Annotated in this window: 16 protein-coding genes; 5 read left to right on the forward strand and 11 right to left on the reverse strand. The window is 65.7% G+C overall.

The genetic code is table 11. The features are described from left to right. The first annotated feature begins 711 nt into the window (after positions 1-711). Positions 712-1,074, forward strand: coding sequence for an MliC family protein (locus tag NFX52_RS19710; RefSeq protein WP_055394413.1), 363 nt, complete (start codon positions 712-714; stop codon positions 1,072-1,074). 185 nt (positions 1,075-1,259) lie between these two features. Here NFX52_RS19710 and NFX52_RS19715 read toward each other — a convergent pair whose 3' ends face one another. From NFX52_RS19715 to dctP, 4 genes are all read right to left on the reverse strand, one after another. Further along, entirely contained in the window at positions 1,260-2,543 is a 1,284-nt protein-coding gene (locus NFX52_RS19715) for a hydroxymethylglutaryl-CoA reductase, degradative (RefSeq protein WP_207402087.1), read from the reverse strand. A gap of 34 nt (positions 2,544-2,577) precedes the next feature. Continuing rightward, positions 2,578-3,894, reverse strand: coding sequence for a TRAP transporter large permease (locus tag NFX52_RS19720; protein WP_055394417.1), 1,317 nt, complete (start codon positions 3,892-3,894; stop codon positions 2,578-2,580). Continuing rightward, positions 3,891-4,421, reverse strand: a complete 531-nt coding sequence (locus tag NFX52_RS19725; protein ID WP_055394419.1) for a TRAP transporter small permease subunit — start codon at positions 4,419-4,421, stop codon at positions 3,891-3,893. The genes NFX52_RS19720 and NFX52_RS19725 overlap by 4 nt, the downstream gene beginning before the upstream one ends. Before the next feature lie 78 nt (positions 4,422-4,499). Next, the gene (dctP, locus tag NFX52_RS19730; protein WP_055394421.1) at positions 4,500-5,546 is read right to left on the reverse strand and encodes a TRAP transporter substrate-binding protein DctP; all 1,047 of its coding nucleotides are present in this window, start codon (positions 5,544-5,546) and stop codon (positions 4,500-4,502) included. 191 nt (positions 5,547-5,737) lie between these two features. Here dctP and NFX52_RS19735 point away from each other — a divergent pair, with 191 nt between their 5' ends. After that, positions 5,738-7,156, forward strand: coding sequence for an aminotransferase-like domain-containing protein (locus NFX52_RS19735; RefSeq protein WP_055394423.1), 1,419 nt, complete (start codon positions 5,738-5,740; stop codon positions 7,154-7,156). 18 nt (positions 7,157-7,174) lie between these two features. Here NFX52_RS19735 and kynA read toward each other — a convergent pair whose 3' ends face one another. The 6 genes from kynA to NFX52_RS19765 all read right to left on the reverse strand — a co-directional run bounded on the left by kynA (position 7,175) and on the right by NFX52_RS19765 (position 12,719). Continuing rightward, complete coding sequence (gene kynA / locus NFX52_RS19740) at positions 7,175-8,062, reverse strand: tryptophan 2,3-dioxygenase (protein ID WP_055394425.1); 888 nt, start codon at positions 8,060-8,062, stop codon at positions 7,175-7,177. A gap of 18 nt (positions 8,063-8,080) precedes the next feature. Next, positions 8,081-9,391: a kynureninase gene (kynU, locus tag NFX52_RS19745; RefSeq protein ID WP_055394427.1), complete on the reverse strand. Its 1,311-nt coding sequence runs from the start codon at positions 9,389-9,391 to the stop codon at positions 8,081-8,083. A gap of 88 nt (positions 9,392-9,479) precedes the next feature. Further along, entirely contained in the window at positions 9,480-10,133 is a 654-nt protein-coding gene (gene kynB / locus NFX52_RS19750) for an arylformamidase (RefSeq protein ID WP_055394430.1), read from the reverse strand. A 122-nt stretch (positions 10,134-10,255) separates the two neighbouring features. After that, complete coding sequence (locus NFX52_RS19755; RefSeq protein ID WP_055394432.1) at positions 10,256-10,606, reverse strand: YkgJ family cysteine cluster protein; 351 nt, start codon at positions 10,604-10,606, stop codon at positions 10,256-10,258. A gap of 32 nt (positions 10,607-10,638) precedes the next feature. Next, on the reverse strand, positions 10,639-12,066 hold the full coding sequence (locus tag NFX52_RS19760) for a sensor histidine kinase (protein ID WP_055394434.1): 1,428 nt from the start codon (positions 12,064-12,066) through the stop codon (positions 10,639-10,641). Continuing rightward, complete coding sequence (locus NFX52_RS19765; protein ID WP_055394456.1) at positions 12,063-12,719, reverse strand: response regulator transcription factor; 657 nt, start codon at positions 12,717-12,719, stop codon at positions 12,063-12,065. Before NFX52_RS19765 ends, NFX52_RS19760 begins: the two co-directional genes overlap by 4 nt. A gap of 198 nt (positions 12,720-12,917) precedes the next feature. On the opposite strand from NFX52_RS19765, the gene NFX52_RS19770 reads away from it, so the two are divergent. The 3 genes from NFX52_RS19770 to NFX52_RS19780 all read left to right on the forward strand — a co-directional run bounded on the left by NFX52_RS19770 (position 12,918) and on the right by NFX52_RS19780 (position 16,714). Then, entirely contained in the window at positions 12,918-13,907 is a 990-nt protein-coding gene (locus tag NFX52_RS19770) for a GNAT family N-acetyltransferase (RefSeq protein ID WP_055394458.1), read from the forward strand. A 133-nt stretch (positions 13,908-14,040) separates the two neighbouring features. After that, the gene (locus NFX52_RS19775; RefSeq protein ID WP_162239741.1) at positions 14,041-16,239 is read left to right on the forward strand and encodes a TonB-dependent receptor plug domain-containing protein; all 2,199 of its coding nucleotides are present in this window, start codon (positions 14,041-14,043) and stop codon (positions 16,237-16,239) included. Between the two features lie 70 nt (positions 16,240-16,309). Further along, positions 16,310-16,714, forward strand: a complete 405-nt coding sequence (locus NFX52_RS19780) for a copper-binding protein (protein WP_055394438.1) — start codon at positions 16,310-16,312, stop codon at positions 16,712-16,714. Between the two features lie 42 nt (positions 16,715-16,756). On the opposite strand, the gene NFX52_RS19785 is transcribed toward NFX52_RS19780, so the two are convergent. Next, entirely contained in the window at positions 16,757-17,449 is a 693-nt protein-coding gene (locus tag NFX52_RS19785; protein WP_055394440.1) for an HD domain-containing protein, read from the reverse strand. Positions 17,450-17,453: the final 4 nt, after the last annotated feature.

A 17,453-nucleotide genomic window follows, 5' to 3' on the forward strand; every position in this document is an offset into this window, starting at 1 on the left:
GTGGTGGGTCTCCAAAAAGGGGGCGCAACAGGCTGCCCCGTTCCGAGCGTACATGGACAGGGCGGTGACCGCTGTCTCGCGTGAATCGCACGGGTTGCCGGGTCCGCCAATCTGCACCAGATGGGAGCGGCCGACGGGCGCGTGGGGCAGGCAGTAGGGGCGTTGGGGGAGGGATAAGGGTCGTGACTTGCGCAAACCAGGGCTCGGGCCAGCGGCTCACCTTTGGGCAAGGGCGGCTGTTGCATCCCGATTTGCGAAGGTTCATTTGCGCAGGTTCTAAGGGTATGTCCCGAGCCGTCGCCGCAACAGCTCCAGTCGCCAAGGTGACGTGGCGTTTTGGGGCCAGGCTGCGCGCAATCGGGTGCCAGTCCAGTGCATTGCAACCATACGTGCCTGCAATGCCGTGTTGGACGGGGCAGTCTGGCCCGTCATCAGGGCGCCATGGAGCGAAGTCAGACTTTAGAGAAGGCTCTCGATGTGGGGATCACCCCAATCGACGGGGCGTGGACCCTGCGGCACTCTCATGGGCATGCCCTGCGCTGGGTGTGGATGGCGGCTGAAACCGTTCCTCGGTTTCGGCTTCTCGCCTGCAGCGGAGTGGTGGCAAGGTTTGTGCTTGGAAGCCCCCAGTGACCCCGGTGGTCGGTGGCCACAAGCAGTTTGCAGGTTGGAGTGTGTGCCGCAATGCACATCGCTACTCAGGAGTGACTGATGAAGAAGATGGTTTCGCTGTGTTCAGGTGCGCTGGCAACGCTGTTGATGTCGGGATGCGCGAGCCAGCCGCCCGTGATGCAGGCCTTTAGCGAGCCAACGGACCGCGGCAGCATGCAGTTCGCCTGCGGCAATGGCGAAAAGGTGGAGATGCAGTTCTACCCCGAGCAAGGCCGCAGCGTGTTGCGGCGCAGCGGCTGGACGGTGGAACTGCCCAAACAGGCCACGGAAACCGGCTACGCCTTCAGCAACGGCCCCACCACCGTGCTCGGCAAGGGCAATGAGCTGACCATCCAGATTGGCCATCTGGCACCGATCTGGTGCCGCAGCAACCGCCCCATGATGGTGGCGGGCGTGCAATAGGCGGGCTGCAGAGCAGGCCACCCCCGCGCCCGGTAGTTTCGGGTTGCGGCATTCTTCAAAAACAATAGCTGCCAGCGCCTATGAACAAGGCGCTGGTGGCTTTTTTTGTGGGTAATTTCTAGGTCGCTTTTCCAGGTGGTTGGGTGGTGCGGGTCGGCACTCTCACGCTGCCGCTGTGAACGAATTCATGCACCACTGCGCAGCCGCTGCAACTCGGCCTCCGCAACGTCGATGCGCACCGTGCCCTGCGCCACCAGCACCTGCGCAACGCGGTCGATCTCGTCGCCCACGGCGCCCGCCATCATCGCGATGTTCTGCGCGTGCAGGGCCATGTGCCCCTTCTGGATGCCGGTGGTGGCCAGCGCCTTCATGGCCGAGAAGTTTTGCGCCAGGCCCACGGCCGCAATGATCTGGGCCAGCTCGCGGGCTGATGTGACGCCCAGTATCTTGAGCGCGGTCTTGGCCGTGGGGTGCAGCTTGGTGGCACCGCCCACCAGGCCCACGGCCATGGGCAGCTCGATGGAGCCTGCCAGGTCGCCGTCGTTGGTCACCTCCCACGTTGTCAGGCTGGTGTAGTGGCCGCCGCGTGCGGCGTAGGCGTGGGCGCCGGCTTCTACCGCGCGCGTGTCATTGCCGGTGGCCAGCACCACGGCGCTCACGCCGTTCATGATGCCCTTGTTGTGCGTGGCGGCGCGGTACGGGTCGGCCGCCGCAAAGTGGTAGGCCGCCAGCATGCCGTCGCGCACCGCCTCGCCGCCGATGTCGGCCGTGCGCCACACGCAGCGCGCACGCGCCAGGCGCCGGTCGGCCAGGTTCGACAGGATGCGCAGGTTGGTCTGCCCGCCCGTCCATGCCGCAATCTGCGGTGCAATCTTTTCGGCCATGGTGTTGACGGCATTGGCGCCCATGGCGTCGCGCGTGTCCACGATGAGGTGGGTGATCACCATGGTGCCGCCGCGTGTGTCGATCACCCGCACCTCCAGGTCCCGGAAGCCGCCGCCCAGCTTGACGAGGATGGGGTCGCAGGCATCGCACAGCGTGCGGATGTCTTCCTTGTGCTCCAGGATGCGGATGCGCGCGTGCTGCGGATCAGACACCTGCGTGAGCTGGATCTGCGCAATCATCTCGGTGCCCGACATCGAGGTGACAAAGCCACCGTGGTCGTAGCTCTGGCGCGCTGCATTGCACACGGCGGCCACCACCGACGATTCTTCGGTGGCCATGGGAATCAGCCGGTCTCGGCCGTCGATCTTCATGTTGGTGGCAATGCCCACGGGGATGTTCATCGTGCCGATGACGTTCTCGATGAGGTGGTCGGCCAGCTCGGCAGGCAGGTTGCCCGTGTTCAGCAGGTGGGCCTTGTCGTCGTCGCCAAGGCCCGCAAACTGGGCCACGGCGTCGATGCGTGCCGGAATGGCGAGCTTGTGAAAACCGCCGATGCGGCTGCTGGGGTGTGCGGTGGAAGTCATGGAAGTGTTTGGGATAAATGGGTGAACAAGCGGCTCAGCGCGACGCCATCAGCCGGGGCAGGTAGGTGACCAGATCGGGGAAGGCCGCGCAGATGAGCAGGCCGACGAACTGCAGCCCGAAGAACGGCAAGATGCCCCAGTACACGGCGTTCATGCCGATGTGGCTGGGCAGCGTCCCCTTGATGTAGAACAGCGTGTAGCCAAACGGCGGGCTGATGTAGCCCATCTGGATGGTGATGGCGTACAGCACGCCAAACCACAGCTCGTCAAAGCCCAACAGGCGCACGATGGGCAGAAACACCGGCACCGTGAGCAGGATGATTCCCAGCTCGTCCAGCACCGTGCCCAGGAACACCAGCAACAGCATCATGGCCGCCAGGATGAGCCAGCGGTTCACGTCCAGCCCCTGGATGAACTGCAGCAAAGTGTCCGCCCCGCCCAGGCCGGTGAAGATGGCCACATAGGCCTTGGCTCCGAGAGTGATCCACAGGATCATCGCCGTGGCCTTGAGTGCGTCGGTTGCAGCACCGCGCAGCATGCCGCGCTCCCACCGGCGCTTGATAAGGCTGGGCAGCAGCGCTCCTGCCACGCCCACGGCAGCGGATTCGGTGGGCGTCGCGATGCCGAAGAAGATGGAGCCGAGGATCATCACGATCAGCATGGCGGGTATCACCAGGGCCTTCAGTGCCACCAGCTTTTCGCGCAGCGGTGCCTTGCGGGTGCTGGGGTCCAGGGGCACCCACTCGGGCTTCACCCAGCCCACCACGATGATGTAGGCGATGTACAGCGCGGCCAGGATGAGGCCCGGCACGATGCCTGCAATCAGCATCTGGCCGATGGAGATCTGGGCCGTGACGGCGTACACGATGGTCAGCACCGATGGCGGGATCAGGATACCCAGCGTGCCTGACGCGCAGATCGTGCCTAGCGCCAGCTCGGGCTTGTAGCCGCGCCGCAGCATCTCTGGCAGGGCGAGGATGCCCATGGCCGTCACGGCCGCACCCACCACGCCGGTCATGGCGGCCATCACCACGCAGATGATGACGGTGCCGATGGCCAACCCGCCCTTCAGGCGCCCAAACCACAGCTCCATCGCGCGGTACAGGTCTTCGATGACACCCGAGCGCTGCAGGATGCAGGCCATCAGGATGAACAGCGGGATCGCGAGCAGTGCCTCGGACTTCATCGTGTCGAAGATCTGCAGCACCAGCACGATGACCGCGTTGGGCTCCCACAGCGTCACAGTGAACAGCAGCGACAGGCCGCCCAGCACGAAGGCAATGGGCAGACCGGTCAGCATGAACAGCGTGAGGCTGCCGAACATCAGCACCAGGATCATGTTGGAGGTCATGGGTGGGCCTCCGCTGGGGAAACGTCAGCAGTGCCTTCGCCAAACAGCGTGCGAAAGAACTCCACCACCGCTTGCAGCAGCATCAGCGCCAGGGCCAGCGGCACGGCGGCCTTCACCGGCCAGATGGGAGGGTTCCAGGCTGAAAAGCTGGTCTCGCGGTAGGTGAAGGCGCTGTAGGCTGCGGGCACGCTGAAGTACAGCAGGATGGCGCAGAACAACACGATGATGGGAAAGTTCACCAGGTCCAGCCGCCGCTGCCAGGCAGGGCTCAGCCGCTGGCGCGCCACGTCGAGCGCCACATGGCCCTTGAGGTGCAGCAGGTACGGGCCGCCCAGCAGAAAGTAGGGGCCGAACAGCAGCACGGCCAGCTCCATGCCCCACACCGTGGGCGCATTGAACACATAGCGTGCAATGACTTCATAAAGCATGACGGGGACCACGATGGCCATCAACCACACCGTGGCCTGGAAGATCCAGCGGTTGAGTGTGGTGATGGCAGACGTGGAGACAGAGAGCCATGACGGCATGGGGTGACTCCTTGGGGCAATGGCAGGCGCGCCCTGGAACCGTTGCGGGCGCCAGGGGCTAGGGCTTTCCAGCGCTGCTTAGGCCAGCAGGCCCAGCTCTTTCATGAAGGTCACCTGGCTGTCCAGGATCTTGGTGGCCAGCGCGTCGCCCTTGGTGGCGGTGCGCCATGCGGCCATGGCCTTGGGCCGTGCAGCGGCGATGTCGGCTGCGCTGAATCGGATGATCTCGCAGCCCTTGGCCTGGTACTTGGCCAGCACCGCAGCGTCGCTCACCAGGATGTGCTGGCGCAGCGCTGCCGAAATCTCGCGCGCGGCCACCGCCAAGGCCGCCTTGAACTCGGCGGGCAGCTTGTCGTGCGCGGCGCGGTTGGCCACGTAGCTGGTGGCGGTGGTGGGCTGGTGAAAGCCCGGCACCACTACAAACTTGGCCACCTCTGCCAGGCCGGCTTCAAAGTTGGCCGTCAGGTCGCCCCGATCGGCCATGTCGATCACGCCCTTGTCCAGCGCCGAATACACCTCGCCCGTGGGCAGCGGCGTCACCGACACGCCCATGGCGCCCATCACGGCCGAGGCCAAGCCCACAAAGCGACCCTTCTTGCCCGTCAGGTCGGCGATCTTGCGGATTGGCACCTTGGAGTGCAGCGGCTCCTGGCCGTACACGGTGGGGGCGATGTAGTGCAGGCCTGCGGGCGCATACGCCTGGCGCACCAGGTCCAGCCCGCCACGCTCGTAGAACCAGGCTTCGTATTCGTCGCTTTCGGCAAAGCCGAACGGAATGGTGCTGGTGAAGGCAAACGCGGGGATCTTGCCGGCTTCGTAGCCGTCGAAGGTTTTCATCAGCTCAAACGCGCCGCCGCGCACGGCATCAAACGCTTGCGCGGCGGGCACGATCTGGCCAGCGGCAAACAGGTTGATCTTGAAGCGGCCACCGGTCAGCTCCGCCACGCGGGCCACAAAACGCTCTTCAAACTTTTGCGGCGTGGTGCCGCCGTCCCACAGCGCCTGCATGCGCCAGGTGACCGTGGCCTGCGCGTGGCTGGCCAGCGGCGCCGCTGCGCCCACGGCAGCGGCTGCAGCCAGCGTGGATTTGAGGATGTTGCGTCGTTGGACGGCTTTGTCTGCCATGTCTTGTCTCCGGTTGGTTTGGAACGTGTGCCCCATCGCCGTGGGGTTGCTGCCTCGGCCCATTGCGCAGTCTTGGCTGCGGGCGAGTTCGAAAAGTATATGGACAAAGCAGCTGGTGGTTGGATACAGTTTGGGCACAGATAACAAAACTGTACCCATCAATGCACGGGTACAGATCAGGAGACAGACCCATGCCCCATCCCGAAGAAGACGCATCGCCTGACAGCAAGGTTGAAGCGCTGGCGCGCCGCATTGCGCAGTCCATCGAACAAGGCAGCGTGCTGCCCGGCACCCGCCTGCGGTCCATCCGCGATGCAGCTGCCAAAGATGGTGTGGGCCGCAATACGGTGGTGGAGGCCTACAACCGCCTGGCCGCGCGCGGCTATGTGGAGGCACGGCCTGGGTCGGGCTACTACGTGCGCAAACCCAGCAGCAGCGTACATGCCCAGGCCCCCGCGCCACACGTGACCGAGGCGGTGGACGTGGTGTCACTGCTGCGCGAGCAGCTGGAGCAGCACTACGAGGTGCGCGTGGGCGATGGCCGCCCGCCCGCGTCGTGGATGGAGGGGTCCGAGCTGGGCAGCTCGCTGCGCCGCGCGCGCTCGCAAGGGCTGTCGGACATCGAGCATGGCTACGGCACGCCCTGGGGCTACCTGCCGCTGCGCGAGACCATCGCGCGCATGCTGGGCGAGCGCACCATCCCGGTCAATCCGCGTCAGGTGCTGCTGACCCAGGGCGCCAACCACGCGCTGGACCTCATCGTGCGGCATCTGCTGGATGCGGGCGATGAGGTGCTGGTGGATTCACCCGGCTACTACCCGCTGTTTGGCAAGCTCAAGCTCGCCAAGGTGGAGATGCTGGGCGTGCCCCGCCTGGCGGATGGCCCCGACCTGGATGCGCTGCAGGCGCTGCTGGAAAAGCACCGGCCCAAAGTGTTCTTCACGCAGTCGCTGGCGCACAACCCCACAGGCGGGTCGATAAGCCTGCCCAAGGCGCACCGCCTGTTGCAGATGGCTGCGGCCCACGGGTTTCTGGTGGTGGAGGATGACCCATTTGCCGACCTGCAGCCGCCCAACGCCCCGCGCCTGGCAGCGCTGGACCAGCTGGAGCGCGTGATCTACGTGAGCAGCTTTTCCAAAACGCTGTCGGCCGGTCTGCGCGTGGGCTACATCGCTGGGGCGGCGCACCGCATCAATGCGCTGTGTGACCTCAAGATGGTGACGGTGGTGTCCACGTCCGATTTTGTCGAGCGCGTGGTGCACCAGCTGATCTCTGCGGGCCAGTACCGGCGCCATCTGAGCCGTCTCAAGGCCCGGCTGGACGGTGCGTTGGGCCCTGCGCAAAAAGCATTGGCACGCCTGGGCCTTACCGTGCACCCCAGCCCGCCGGGCGGCTATTACCTGTGGGTGGAGTTGCCGCATGGCATCACCGAGCTGGGCCTGGCCCGCAGTGCGGCAGAGGGGGGCATTTTTCTGGCGCCGGGCGCCGTGTTCTTTCCGCAGCGGCAGGGCCAGCAGCAGCCTTTGCAGGCCATGCGGGTGAACGTGGCCTATGCCAACGACCCGCGGTTTTTGCGCTTTCTGCAGGGCGCGCTCAAGGCGGCGTCTTGAAGGCGCGCCGAACCCTGTTCACAAGTCCGTGCGCAGCTTCCAGATCTCGGGGAACAGCACCACATCCAGCATCTTGCGCAGGTAGCTCACTCCACCCGTGCCGCCCGTGCCGCGCTTGAATCCGATGACGCGCTCCACCGTGGTCACATGGCGGAAGCGCCAGAGGCGGAAGGCGTCTTCCAGGTCGGTCAGCTCCTCGCCCAGCTGGTACAGGTCCCAATGTTTTTCGGGGTTGCGGTACACAGTCAGCCAAGCCTGCTCCACCGCGTCGTTTTCCACATAGGGCTGCGTCCAGTCGCGCTCAGTGTGGCTGGACGGCATTGGCAGGCCACGTCGGGCCAGCAGGCGCAGGGCCTCGTCGTACAGCGACGGGGCTTCGTACGCGGCCTGCACCTGGGCGAGCAGGTCGGCACGGTGCTCGTGGGGCTTTAGCATGGCGCGGTTCTTGTTGCCCATCGAAAACTCGATGCAGCGGTACTGGTAGCTCTGGAAGCCGCTGGACTGGCCCAGGTACGGGCGCATGGCGCTGTACTCGGGCGGCGTCATGGTGGCCAGCACGTCCCAGGCGTGCACCAGCTGCTCCATGATCTTGCTGACACGCGCCAGCATCTTGAACGCGGGCGGCAGCTCGTCGCGCGCAATGTGGCCGATGGCCGCGCGCAGCTCGTGCAGCATGAGCTTCATCCACAGCTCGCTGGTCTGGTGCTGCACGATGAACAGCATCTCGTCGTGCGCGGGCGACAGCGGCTTTTGTGCGGTGAGGATGGCGTCGAGCTGCAGGTAGTCGCCGTAGCTCATGGACTTGCTGAAGTCGAGCTGGGCGCGCTCTTCGTGCACGATGGATTCGGGCAGGGCGGAAGATGCCGCGTTGTTGCCATCAGCAGGGGTTTGCGAGAAAGGGCACATGGTGGTTTGCCTTTCCGATCAGGTGACGGCGTGCGTCTGGTTGAACTCAGGCTTTCGCCACTCGCCACTCTCCAGCACCTGGCGCAGGTGCTCCACAGCGTTCCACACATCTTCAAAGCCCAGGTACAGCGGCGTGAAGCCAAAGCGCAGGATGTCCTTGTGCGGACCCTTGCCCCCATCACCCTTGCGGAAGTCGCCAATCACCCCGCGCGCAATCAGTGCCTGCACGATGGCGTAGGCGCCGCTGCCCTGGCCGTTGACGCCAGCGCCTTCGTCACGCGTCAAACAGACTTGCGAGCCGCGCTGGGCATGTTCACGCGGTGTGGCCAGCCCCAGTCCGTAGCTTGCGCAGCGCTCTTCCACAAGTTTTATGAATAGATCCGTGAGCGCCAACGACTTGGTGCGCAGTGCGGCCATGCCGCCCAGTGCTTCGGCGGCCGTGAACACATCCAGCCCGCACTGCAATGCCGACAGGCTGATGATGGGCTGTGTGCCACACAGGTAGCGCGTGATGCCCGGGGCAGGTTTGTAGTCTGGTGTAAATGCAAAAGGTGCGGCGTGGCCCCACCAGCCAGACAGCGGTTGCCAGAAGCGGTTGGCATGGCGCGGGTGCACCCACACAAAGGCCGGTGCGCCGGGGCCGCCGTTGAGGTACTTGTAGCCACAGCCAATCGAGAAATCCGCGCCCGCGCCGTTCAGGTCGACCGGCACTGCACCCGCGCTGTGCGCCAGGTCCCACACGCACAAGATGCCCTGGGCATGTGCGGCAGCGGTGATGGCCGCCATGTCGTGCATGGCGCCGGTGCGGTAGTTCACATGCGTCAGCATCAGCACGGCGACGTCGGTGGTCAGCGCGGCGGCGATCTCTTCGGGCTCCACCAGCACCAGCTCCAGGCCGCGCTCCTTGCACAGGCCTTCGGCGATGTAGAGGTCGGTGGGAAAGTTGCTGCGCTCGCTCACGATGCGCTTGCGGGCGGGGCTGTCTTCGCGCGCGATGTTCAGCGCCGCGCTCAGCACCTTGTAGAGGTTGATGGAGGTGCTGTCGGTGCACACCACTTCGTCCTGGCCCGCGCCGATCAGCGGGGCCAGCTGGTTGCCCAGGCGCTGGGGCAGGTCGAACCAGCTTGCGGTGTTCCACGATTTGATGAGGTCTGTGCCCCATTCGCGGGTGACCACATCGGCCACGCGCGCGGCGGCGGCCTTGGGGGCCACGCCCAGCGAGTTGCCGTCCAGGTAGATCACGCCCGGGGGCAGGGCGAAGTGGCCGCGCAGCGGCGCGAGGGGGTCTTGCGCGTCGAGCGCGCGGCAGTCTTGCAAGGTGGTGGTCATGGTGTTCAGAGTGGTTTGCTTCTGTTTTGATAGCTGCTACCGCATGATGGACGAGCGGTAGAGGCCAAAAAAGCTTGAAATTTGAGGGCTACAGCGCCCGTAGCACTGCGCGCACGGGCGACGCGTCGGCTGTGGTCAGCTTGAGCGGCAGGGCGATGAGTTCGTAGTCGCCCTCGGGCACGGCGTCGAGCACCAGGTTTTCGAGCACGCGCAGGCCCCGGTGGCGGATGACCTGGTGGCTGTCGAGCGTCTTGCTGTCGGCCAGGTCGATGCTGGCGGTGTCGATGCCCACCAGCAACACGCCCAGGTCGGCCAGGCGTTCGATGGTGCCGGGCGCGTAGGCGGCCAGCTGGCCATCCCAGCGGTCCACAGGCATGTGTTCATAGGTGCGCACCAGCACGCGCTGCGGCAGGAAGCCGTTCACCGCGTGGGCAATGTGTTCCCAGGTGATCAGCGGGCCGCAGCCGATGGCGTGGATCACGCGGCAGGGGCCCAGAAAGGCGTCGAGCGACACGTCACCGATGGTGGCGCCCTGTGCGTCGTAATGCAGCGGCGCATCGGCGTGCGCGCCCACATGGGGCGACATGGTGATCGCGCTCACGTTGACCGGGCAGCCGGGGCCGATGGTGGCGCACCACTGCTGGCTGTAGGCCGTGTCGCCGGGGAACACGGGGCTGCCCGCATGCACGGGCGGCGAGATGTCCCAGAGCCGGCGGGCGGTGGGGAAGGAGGGCGTTGACATGGGACAAAGTTTGCATGTCCCGAAAAACCCGTGGTGTCGGTTATTTCCAACACCCCGTCGATTTTTGTTGAGGCCTAAACTATTTTGATGCTGTAGTAGCCCGGCTGCTGGAGCGTGTCACCTCACAAGATGGCGCCTTCCGCCAGCGGCGCCAGCCCGTGCCGCGCACGCGCCTTGTGGCATGCGTAGTCGCCTGCCGAGAACTCGCGGCAGGGCGCCGGGCGCAGTTCGTAGATGCTGCAGGCCACCTGCTGGCCCACCTGGCCGGTCAGCGCGGTGCAGCGGATGGGCACCTGCTCCGTGCCCCGCATGCGGCAGGTGCTGCCGTTCACATCCAGGGCCAGACCGTCGGGCACGGTGCCGCCCATTGCCTGCATCTCGTACACGGCAAAGTCCACGCGAAAGCTGGCGCAGCAGGCGCCGCAGCTCAGGCACGGGTGGGCGGAATCGGTGGCGGTGGTGGCGTCGGACATGCAGGACGGGCGGTGGACCTGCGGCGGGGCCGTCAGGCGCTGTGGGGGAGCGGAATGCTAACGAAAAAACCCACGCCCCGGCCGTTCAGGCCCGCACCGATCTGCACCTGCCCGCCCATGCGCAGCACCGCCTGCCGCACGATGGCCAGCCCCAGGCCTGAGCCGTTGGAGGCGTGGCCCGTGCCCCGGTAGAAGCGCTCGAACACCCGCTGCTGTTCGGTGGCCGGGATGCCCGGTCCATCGTCCTGCACCGACAGCTGCAGCGCCATGCCCTCGCGCCGCAGCGTCACCGCCAAGTTGCCGCCGTTGGGCGTGTAGCGCACTGCGTTGTCGATGAGGTTGTGGGCGATGGATTCGAACGCAGGCTGGTCGAGCCGCGCGCGCAAGGTGTCGGGCGCATCCAGCGACAGTTCGATCTGCCGCGCCATGGCCTGCGGCGCGGCCTGCGCTAGCGCGCCGCGCAGCCATTGCGCCACATCCATGTCGCGCGGCGCGGGGCGCTGTGCGTCGTCCAGCGCGGCAAGGTCCAGCAGCTGCTGCGCCAGGTGCGAGGTGCGGGCGATGGCCTGCTCCAGGTGCGCCTGGGCCTGCATGCGTTCCTCTTCGATGGGCGAGCGGGCCATCACGTGGGCCTGGGCAGTGATAACGGCCAGCGGCGTGCGGATCTCGTGCGCAGCGTCCTGCACAAAGGCGCGCTCGCGCTCTACCTTCTGGCGCAACTGGGCGAAGAGGTGGTCCAGTGACTGCTCCAGGGGCTTGAGTTCGCGGTGGCGGGCGTTGAAGCCCACAGGCTGCAGGTCGTCCTTGCCGCGCTGGGCAATGAGGCCTGCTAGTCGCTGCAAGGGGCGCAGGCCGTTGCGCACCGAGAGCCAGACGGGAAGCAGTACGAACGGCATGGCCAGTAGCAGATAGGGAAGGATGAATCGGCCGTTGTAGGCCAAAAACGCGGAATCCGTACGTTTGGGCTCGAAAACCTGCAAGGCCCACCGGGCGTTGCGGCCCGTATAGATTCGATAAACGCTGCCGCCCGCGCTTGTTTCAATGATCACGCCGACTGCTGTGGGTTGCGCGGAAGGCAATGTCAGGTCCTTTAGCTCAGGCGAGGTATACACCGGCTGCCCCGCCGCATCGCTGAGTGCATGCAACGTCTTGCCAGGAAAAACACCGCCTTGCCTGCGCCGTATGTACGTCCATGCTTCGGTCGATGCGATAGCTGCGGCCGCTTGCCCGGGGTCTGCAATGTTTTGTAGCGATACGAGCAGCGCATCGCCATACTTTTGAAGCCCTGGGTCATTGGCAATCGCATGCTTGTAGGTGACGAAGATGTAGGCCAGCAGAACCGCCCACACCAGCACAAAGGCCAGCAGCACCGACACCACACTGCGGCGCACCAGCGTGGGCTCGGTCAGCTTGGCCCAGGTAGTTTGCAGATGGCGTGAAAGAGAGAAGGGGCGTGTCATGGCTGCAGCAAGTAGCCCACGCCGCGCACCGTGCGGATCAGCTCCGCCCCGATCTTGCGCCGCAGGTTGGACACATGCACTTCGATGGCGCCAAAGTCCACGGGCTCGCCCAGCGGGTCCAGCCGCTGCGAGAGCAGGCTTTTGGAAACCACCACGCCCGGCTCGCGCGCCAGCTCCAGCAGCAGCTGGAACTCGCGAGGCGACAGCTCCAGCGGGAGCCCGGCGCGCTGCACGGCATGGCGCCGCGGCTCGATCACCAGCTCGCCCAGCATCCAGCGCTCGCTGGCCTGGCGGGCGCTGCGGCGCAGCACGGCGCGGATGCGCGAGAGCAGTTCGGCCGTGGCAAAAGGCTTGACCACGAAGTCATCGGCCCCGCCATCCAGCCCGGCCAGCCGGTCTTCCACGGCCGAGCGCGCGGTGATCACGATGATGGGCACCTGCTCGCCCTGCGCCCGCCAGCGTGCCAGCAGGTCGAAGCCGCTGCCGTCGGGCAGCGTCAGGTCCAGCAGCACGCAGTCGATGGTGGTGGCATCGACAGTGGCCGGGGCATCCACCGCGCGGCGCAGCCATTCGCTGGTCAGGCCCTCCACCTTCAGCGCGGACTGCAGCGCGCGGCCCAGGTCCAGATCGTCTTCGATGAGCAGAATGTGCATGGGGTGCGATTGTGGCGGGTGCTGTGGCGCCTGCGCGCTGTTTGAAGCGGTGCCTTTGGCTGGCGTTAAGGCAGCACTTTGCACAATGGCTGCGGGCGTGGTGCAACGTGGCTTGCTCACGGCCGTTTGAGTGAGAAGAAGAATGAATAAATGGATTGAACTTGGGGGGATGCCCTTGTGGGTGATGACAAATCGATGATGAATTTATCGGCGGCTTCTGGGCTGGTGTTGCGGCCGTTTCGCGGCGCCTCGGACTTCCCGGCCATGGCCGAGGTGGCCAATGCCAGCTTTGATGCCGACGGGGTGCTTGCACGGCGCACGCCCGAAGACCTGGCGCGCGACTACGCCGCTTTCACCCAGTGCGATCCATACCAGGACGCGGTGATGGTCGAGCTGGATGACGAACTGGTCGCTTATGGCCGGTGCTGGCAGTTCACGCAGGCCGACGGGTTGACGCTGCACGCACAAGTCGGCTTTGTGCCCGGGCGTTGGCGCGGACGCGGCATTGGCCGCGTGCTGCAGGGCTGGATCGAGCAGCGGCACCACACCGTGGCGGCGCAGCATCCGCGCGGCCCGCACGTGCACCATGCCTATGTGCAGCAAGGCGAAGATGCGCGCGCCAGACTGCTGCAGGCCAGAGGCTATGCGCCGATGCGGTATTTCTTTGAAATGCTGAACACAGAACTGCATGCTGCGCCCGACTTTCCCATGCCGCAAGGGCTGGAGCTGCGGCCCGTGCTGCCCGAGCACTACCGCGCCATCTGGGACGCGCACCACACCGCCTTTGAGGACCACTGGGGGATGGCACCGCCAACGCCACAGGACTACGACGCCTGGTTGGAGAGCAGGGTTTTTCAACCAGCGCGCTGGCAGGTGGCGTGGGACGGCAATGAGGTCGCAGGCCAGGTCCGCACGTATATCAACGAGGATGAGAACCGCCATCTGTCACGGCGCCGGGGCTACACCGAGTTCATCAGCGTGGGGCGCAAGTGGCGCAGACGCGGTCTTGCAAGGGCATTGATCGCCCGCAGCCTCCGCCTGTTGGCCGACGAAGGGATGGCCGAGTCGGCGCTGGCGGTGGACGGTGAGAACCTGACGGGCGCTAATCGTGTGTATGCGGACTGCGGCTTTCAGGTGGTCAAGCGCAACACGATTTACCGCAAGCCGCTGGAGGTGCCCAAGCTGTAGTCGCGGCGTGCGTTGGCTCCGGAATCACCTGTCGCGTGGATGCTGCAGTTCAGCGACACCCAGGGGCACAGGCATAGGTCTTAGGCTGCGCTTAAGCCTTGCCCTCGGACAATCTGGCGCAGAGAGGGCATCTATGAAGCAAACAATAAACAACAGCCGTCGTATTGCCATCTGGGCGACGTGCTTGGCCTCTGCGGCAGGGAGTTCGTCATGGGCGCAGGGTACGCCGGAGGGAACGGGCGGCGCTACGCCATCGCTTGATGGCGTCACGGTCACGGCACGCAGGTCGTTGGAGCAGCGTTTTTTTGCAGCCGGGTCGCTGGTGGTGGTGGACCGCAGCGACATCGAGCAAATGGGCGCGTTCTCGGTGGCCGACGTGCTGCGCCAGCTGCCAGGCGTGCAGGTGACGCCAAGTGCTGACGGCAGCGTGGAGATCCGCATGCGCGGCATGGAGCGCGGTGCCACGCAGTTGCTCATCGATGGCCAGCGCGTGGGCGGCAAGCGCACCCAGTTGCCCATTGACCAGCTGCCGCCCGAGCTGATCGAACGCATCGAGGTGGTGCGCGCGCCAAGCGCAGAGTTCTCGGGCGCCACGGGCGGCACGCTCAACATCGTGTTGCGCCAGGCCACCGTGAAGCGTGAAACCACGCTGCGTCTGACCGACAACCACGTGTGGGGCCGCAATGCGGGGCAGGCGTTTTTCTCGCGCACCGGCCCCTTGGGGCCAACTTCCACGGGCGCCGACGAGCCTCGCGAAGCGGAGGCCAGCCAGCCCTGGTCGTACTTCGTCGCTGCTTCTGCGACAGGACTGCTGCTGGGGTCGGATACGCACCGCAGCACGCAGCGTGACGGGGCTGACGTGGCGCAGTCAGACACCAGCGCCCGCTACAAGCGCACCGACTATGCGCTGGTGCCGCGCATCAGCGGGAAGCTGGGTGCGGCAGACCAGGTGACGCTGCGGGCAACCCTCAGCAAGGCTGACTTTGGCGGCACAGCCGACAGCGTGGGCAGTGGCGATGGCACATATGCCCTGAACTCGCAGGAGTCGCACCAGTACGACCGTCGCTATCTGCAAGCAGCCGCCGACTGGACACACCGCTTTGCTGCCAGCAAGCTCGAAACCACGCTGACCGCCAGCCGGGCCAGCGACACCGTGGACCGCAGAGGAGATCTGTTGCGCAACATTGGCGCGGGCGGTGCAGTGGTCACCGACAGCTACAGCTTTGTGGACGACCGGCGCGAGGATGTGTGGAGCCTCAGCAGCAAGCTCACCGGCACGGCCGATGCACTGCTGTGGAGTGCCGGGGCGCAATTTGAAGACCGCAAACTCTTCGTCAGCACCACCGCGAGCGGCGCCCTGCCGGTGAACTCGGGCCTGGACGCTGGCATCCGCCGGTGGGTGGTCTGGGGGCAGAACGAATGGGAGCTGCCGGCCAGCACCACGCTCACGCTGGGCCTGCGCGGCGAGCGTGTGGAGCTGAACGGGGGAAGCTCTGCAGTGGCGGGCAGCAAGCAGTGGAACATCCTCCAGCCATCGCTGCACACCCGCACGCCGCTGTCCGACGACCTGCAGTGGCGTGTGAACCTCGCCCGCGTCACCCAGCTGCCGCGCGTGTGGGACTTGGTGGACCGGGTCATCCCCAGTCAGGGCAGCAACAGCCTGGGCAACCCCGACACCATCGGCAACCCCAACCTGCGCCCGCAGGTGGCCTGGACGCTGGACACCGGCTTCGAGCGGCGCCTGGCCAGCGGCCACGCAGGCCTGAACCTGTTTGTGCGGCAGATGAGCGATGTGCTGGCGCCCACGCTGCAATTGAACGGATCGCGATGGGTAGAGCAACGTGCGAACGTGGGCGACGCGATGGTTTGGGGCCTGGAAGCGGATGCCCGCACGGGGCTCGCTTGGCTGGGCCTGGGACGCGACTGGACGCTGTCGGCCAACGCGAGCCTGCTGCAATCGCGCATGACCAGCGGGCCCAATGAAGGGCGGCGCATCGCCGGGCAGGCACGCTATGTGGCCACGCTGACCGCTGCCAAACCCATGCCGCGCACCGGCGGATGGTATGGCGGCGCCACGTTGACCATGACAGGGCGTGCCGACCAGGACATCAACTCCACACTCACCGGCCAAAACCGCGCGAACGCCATGCTGGACTTCTACGTGGGGCAGCTGGTACGCGGACTGGGATATTGGCGGCTGGGCGTGTACAACGTGGGCGACGCGCACTTCCGCCGAGATCGCGTGGATGCTTCGGGCGCGGTGCCTGTGGTCAGCCGCAGCAGCATGCAGTGGACGCCGCGTGCGTACCTGACCGTAGGGACGCAGTTTTGAACTCGCTGCGCAACGGTGGTGCAGCGTCCGTCAGCGCTCTCAGTCAGCTGAGTGAGCGAGAAAGGTCAGCATGAAAACAGGAACGAGGTTTGCAGCAGTTTCTAGCCAACTCTCTGTACTAGTGGTCACTGCGTCGCTGTGCTGCGCCATGGTGGCCGACGCAGTCGCCGCACCGTTTGGCCCGGCAAAGGAGGTTGACCAAGGCGCCGCCACGGCAGAACCGGTTTTCACGCGGGCCCGCTTGGTGCCCGTTCAGCTGGATCGGGACGGCCGACTGCTGGTGCGTTTGAAGCTGCTGCCGCGCTCCAAGATTCCGTTCACCACGCAGACTTTCACGGTGCGCGACAGGGAGCTTCTGGCTGACATTCCCGAGGGGGCGTGGGTTAAGTTCACGGCCCGAAATATCGATGGTGAAAATACGCTGACCGGCATTCACGCAGTGCCGGAATGCAAGCGCTTTCAGTCCTGCGACTGATATAGCGCTGTCACGCCCGACCCTGGTGTCCGGTACAGCGCGTTACTTTGTCTCCGGGCCGTAGAGCCGCCCTTCGGTCAGCGCCTCCAGCGCATGGCTCAGGTTCGTGCGCGCCTGGGCTTCGTGCCGTTGGGAAAGCAGTTCCGTGCCGTAAATGCGCGGCCGGTCAAGAAACCCCTGCAGCACCGCACTGCGCCCCGCCACATAACGCGGCCAGCGCACAAAAAAGTATTCGCGCCGCACATTGCGTTCGAACTGGCGGTACACCGCGTCACTCTGGCCGAGGATCGCCAGGTCGATGTCGACCACCCACTGTGCATCGCCCGTGAGTGGGCCGGGGGTGTGGCGGGTGTCGAGGATGTGCTGGTGCACGGTTTGCGCCAGCGTGGCGGGTAGGCCCTGGCCCAGGATGAAGCGGCTTGCCCAGTCGGCGCTGCGCTCTTCGTTGTGTTTGCTCCACGGCCAGTAAATGGCATCGTGATACCACAGGGCCAGCGCAACAGCGTGGGGGTTGTCGAGTGCGGCGGGTTGCTGATCCTGCACCACGTGCCAATGCCGCAGGCAGGCCCAGAGGTGGGTGGTGTCGTGGTAGGCGCGCGGCCAGCGCGCCCAACTGAGCACAAGCCGTCGCCCCTCTTTACGCCACGCCGGCGTATCCCGGCCGAGTGCTTGGCCCAGCAATGCCCAGTGTGCCAGCAGTTCAGCGCTGTGGGCGGGCTGGCGACGCCAAGGCATGGAG

It is taken from the genome of Acidovorax facilis (genome assembly GCF_023913775.1).
Taxonomy (GTDB): domain Bacteria; phylum Pseudomonadota; class Gammaproteobacteria; order Burkholderiales; family Burkholderiaceae_C; genus Acidovorax; species Acidovorax facilis.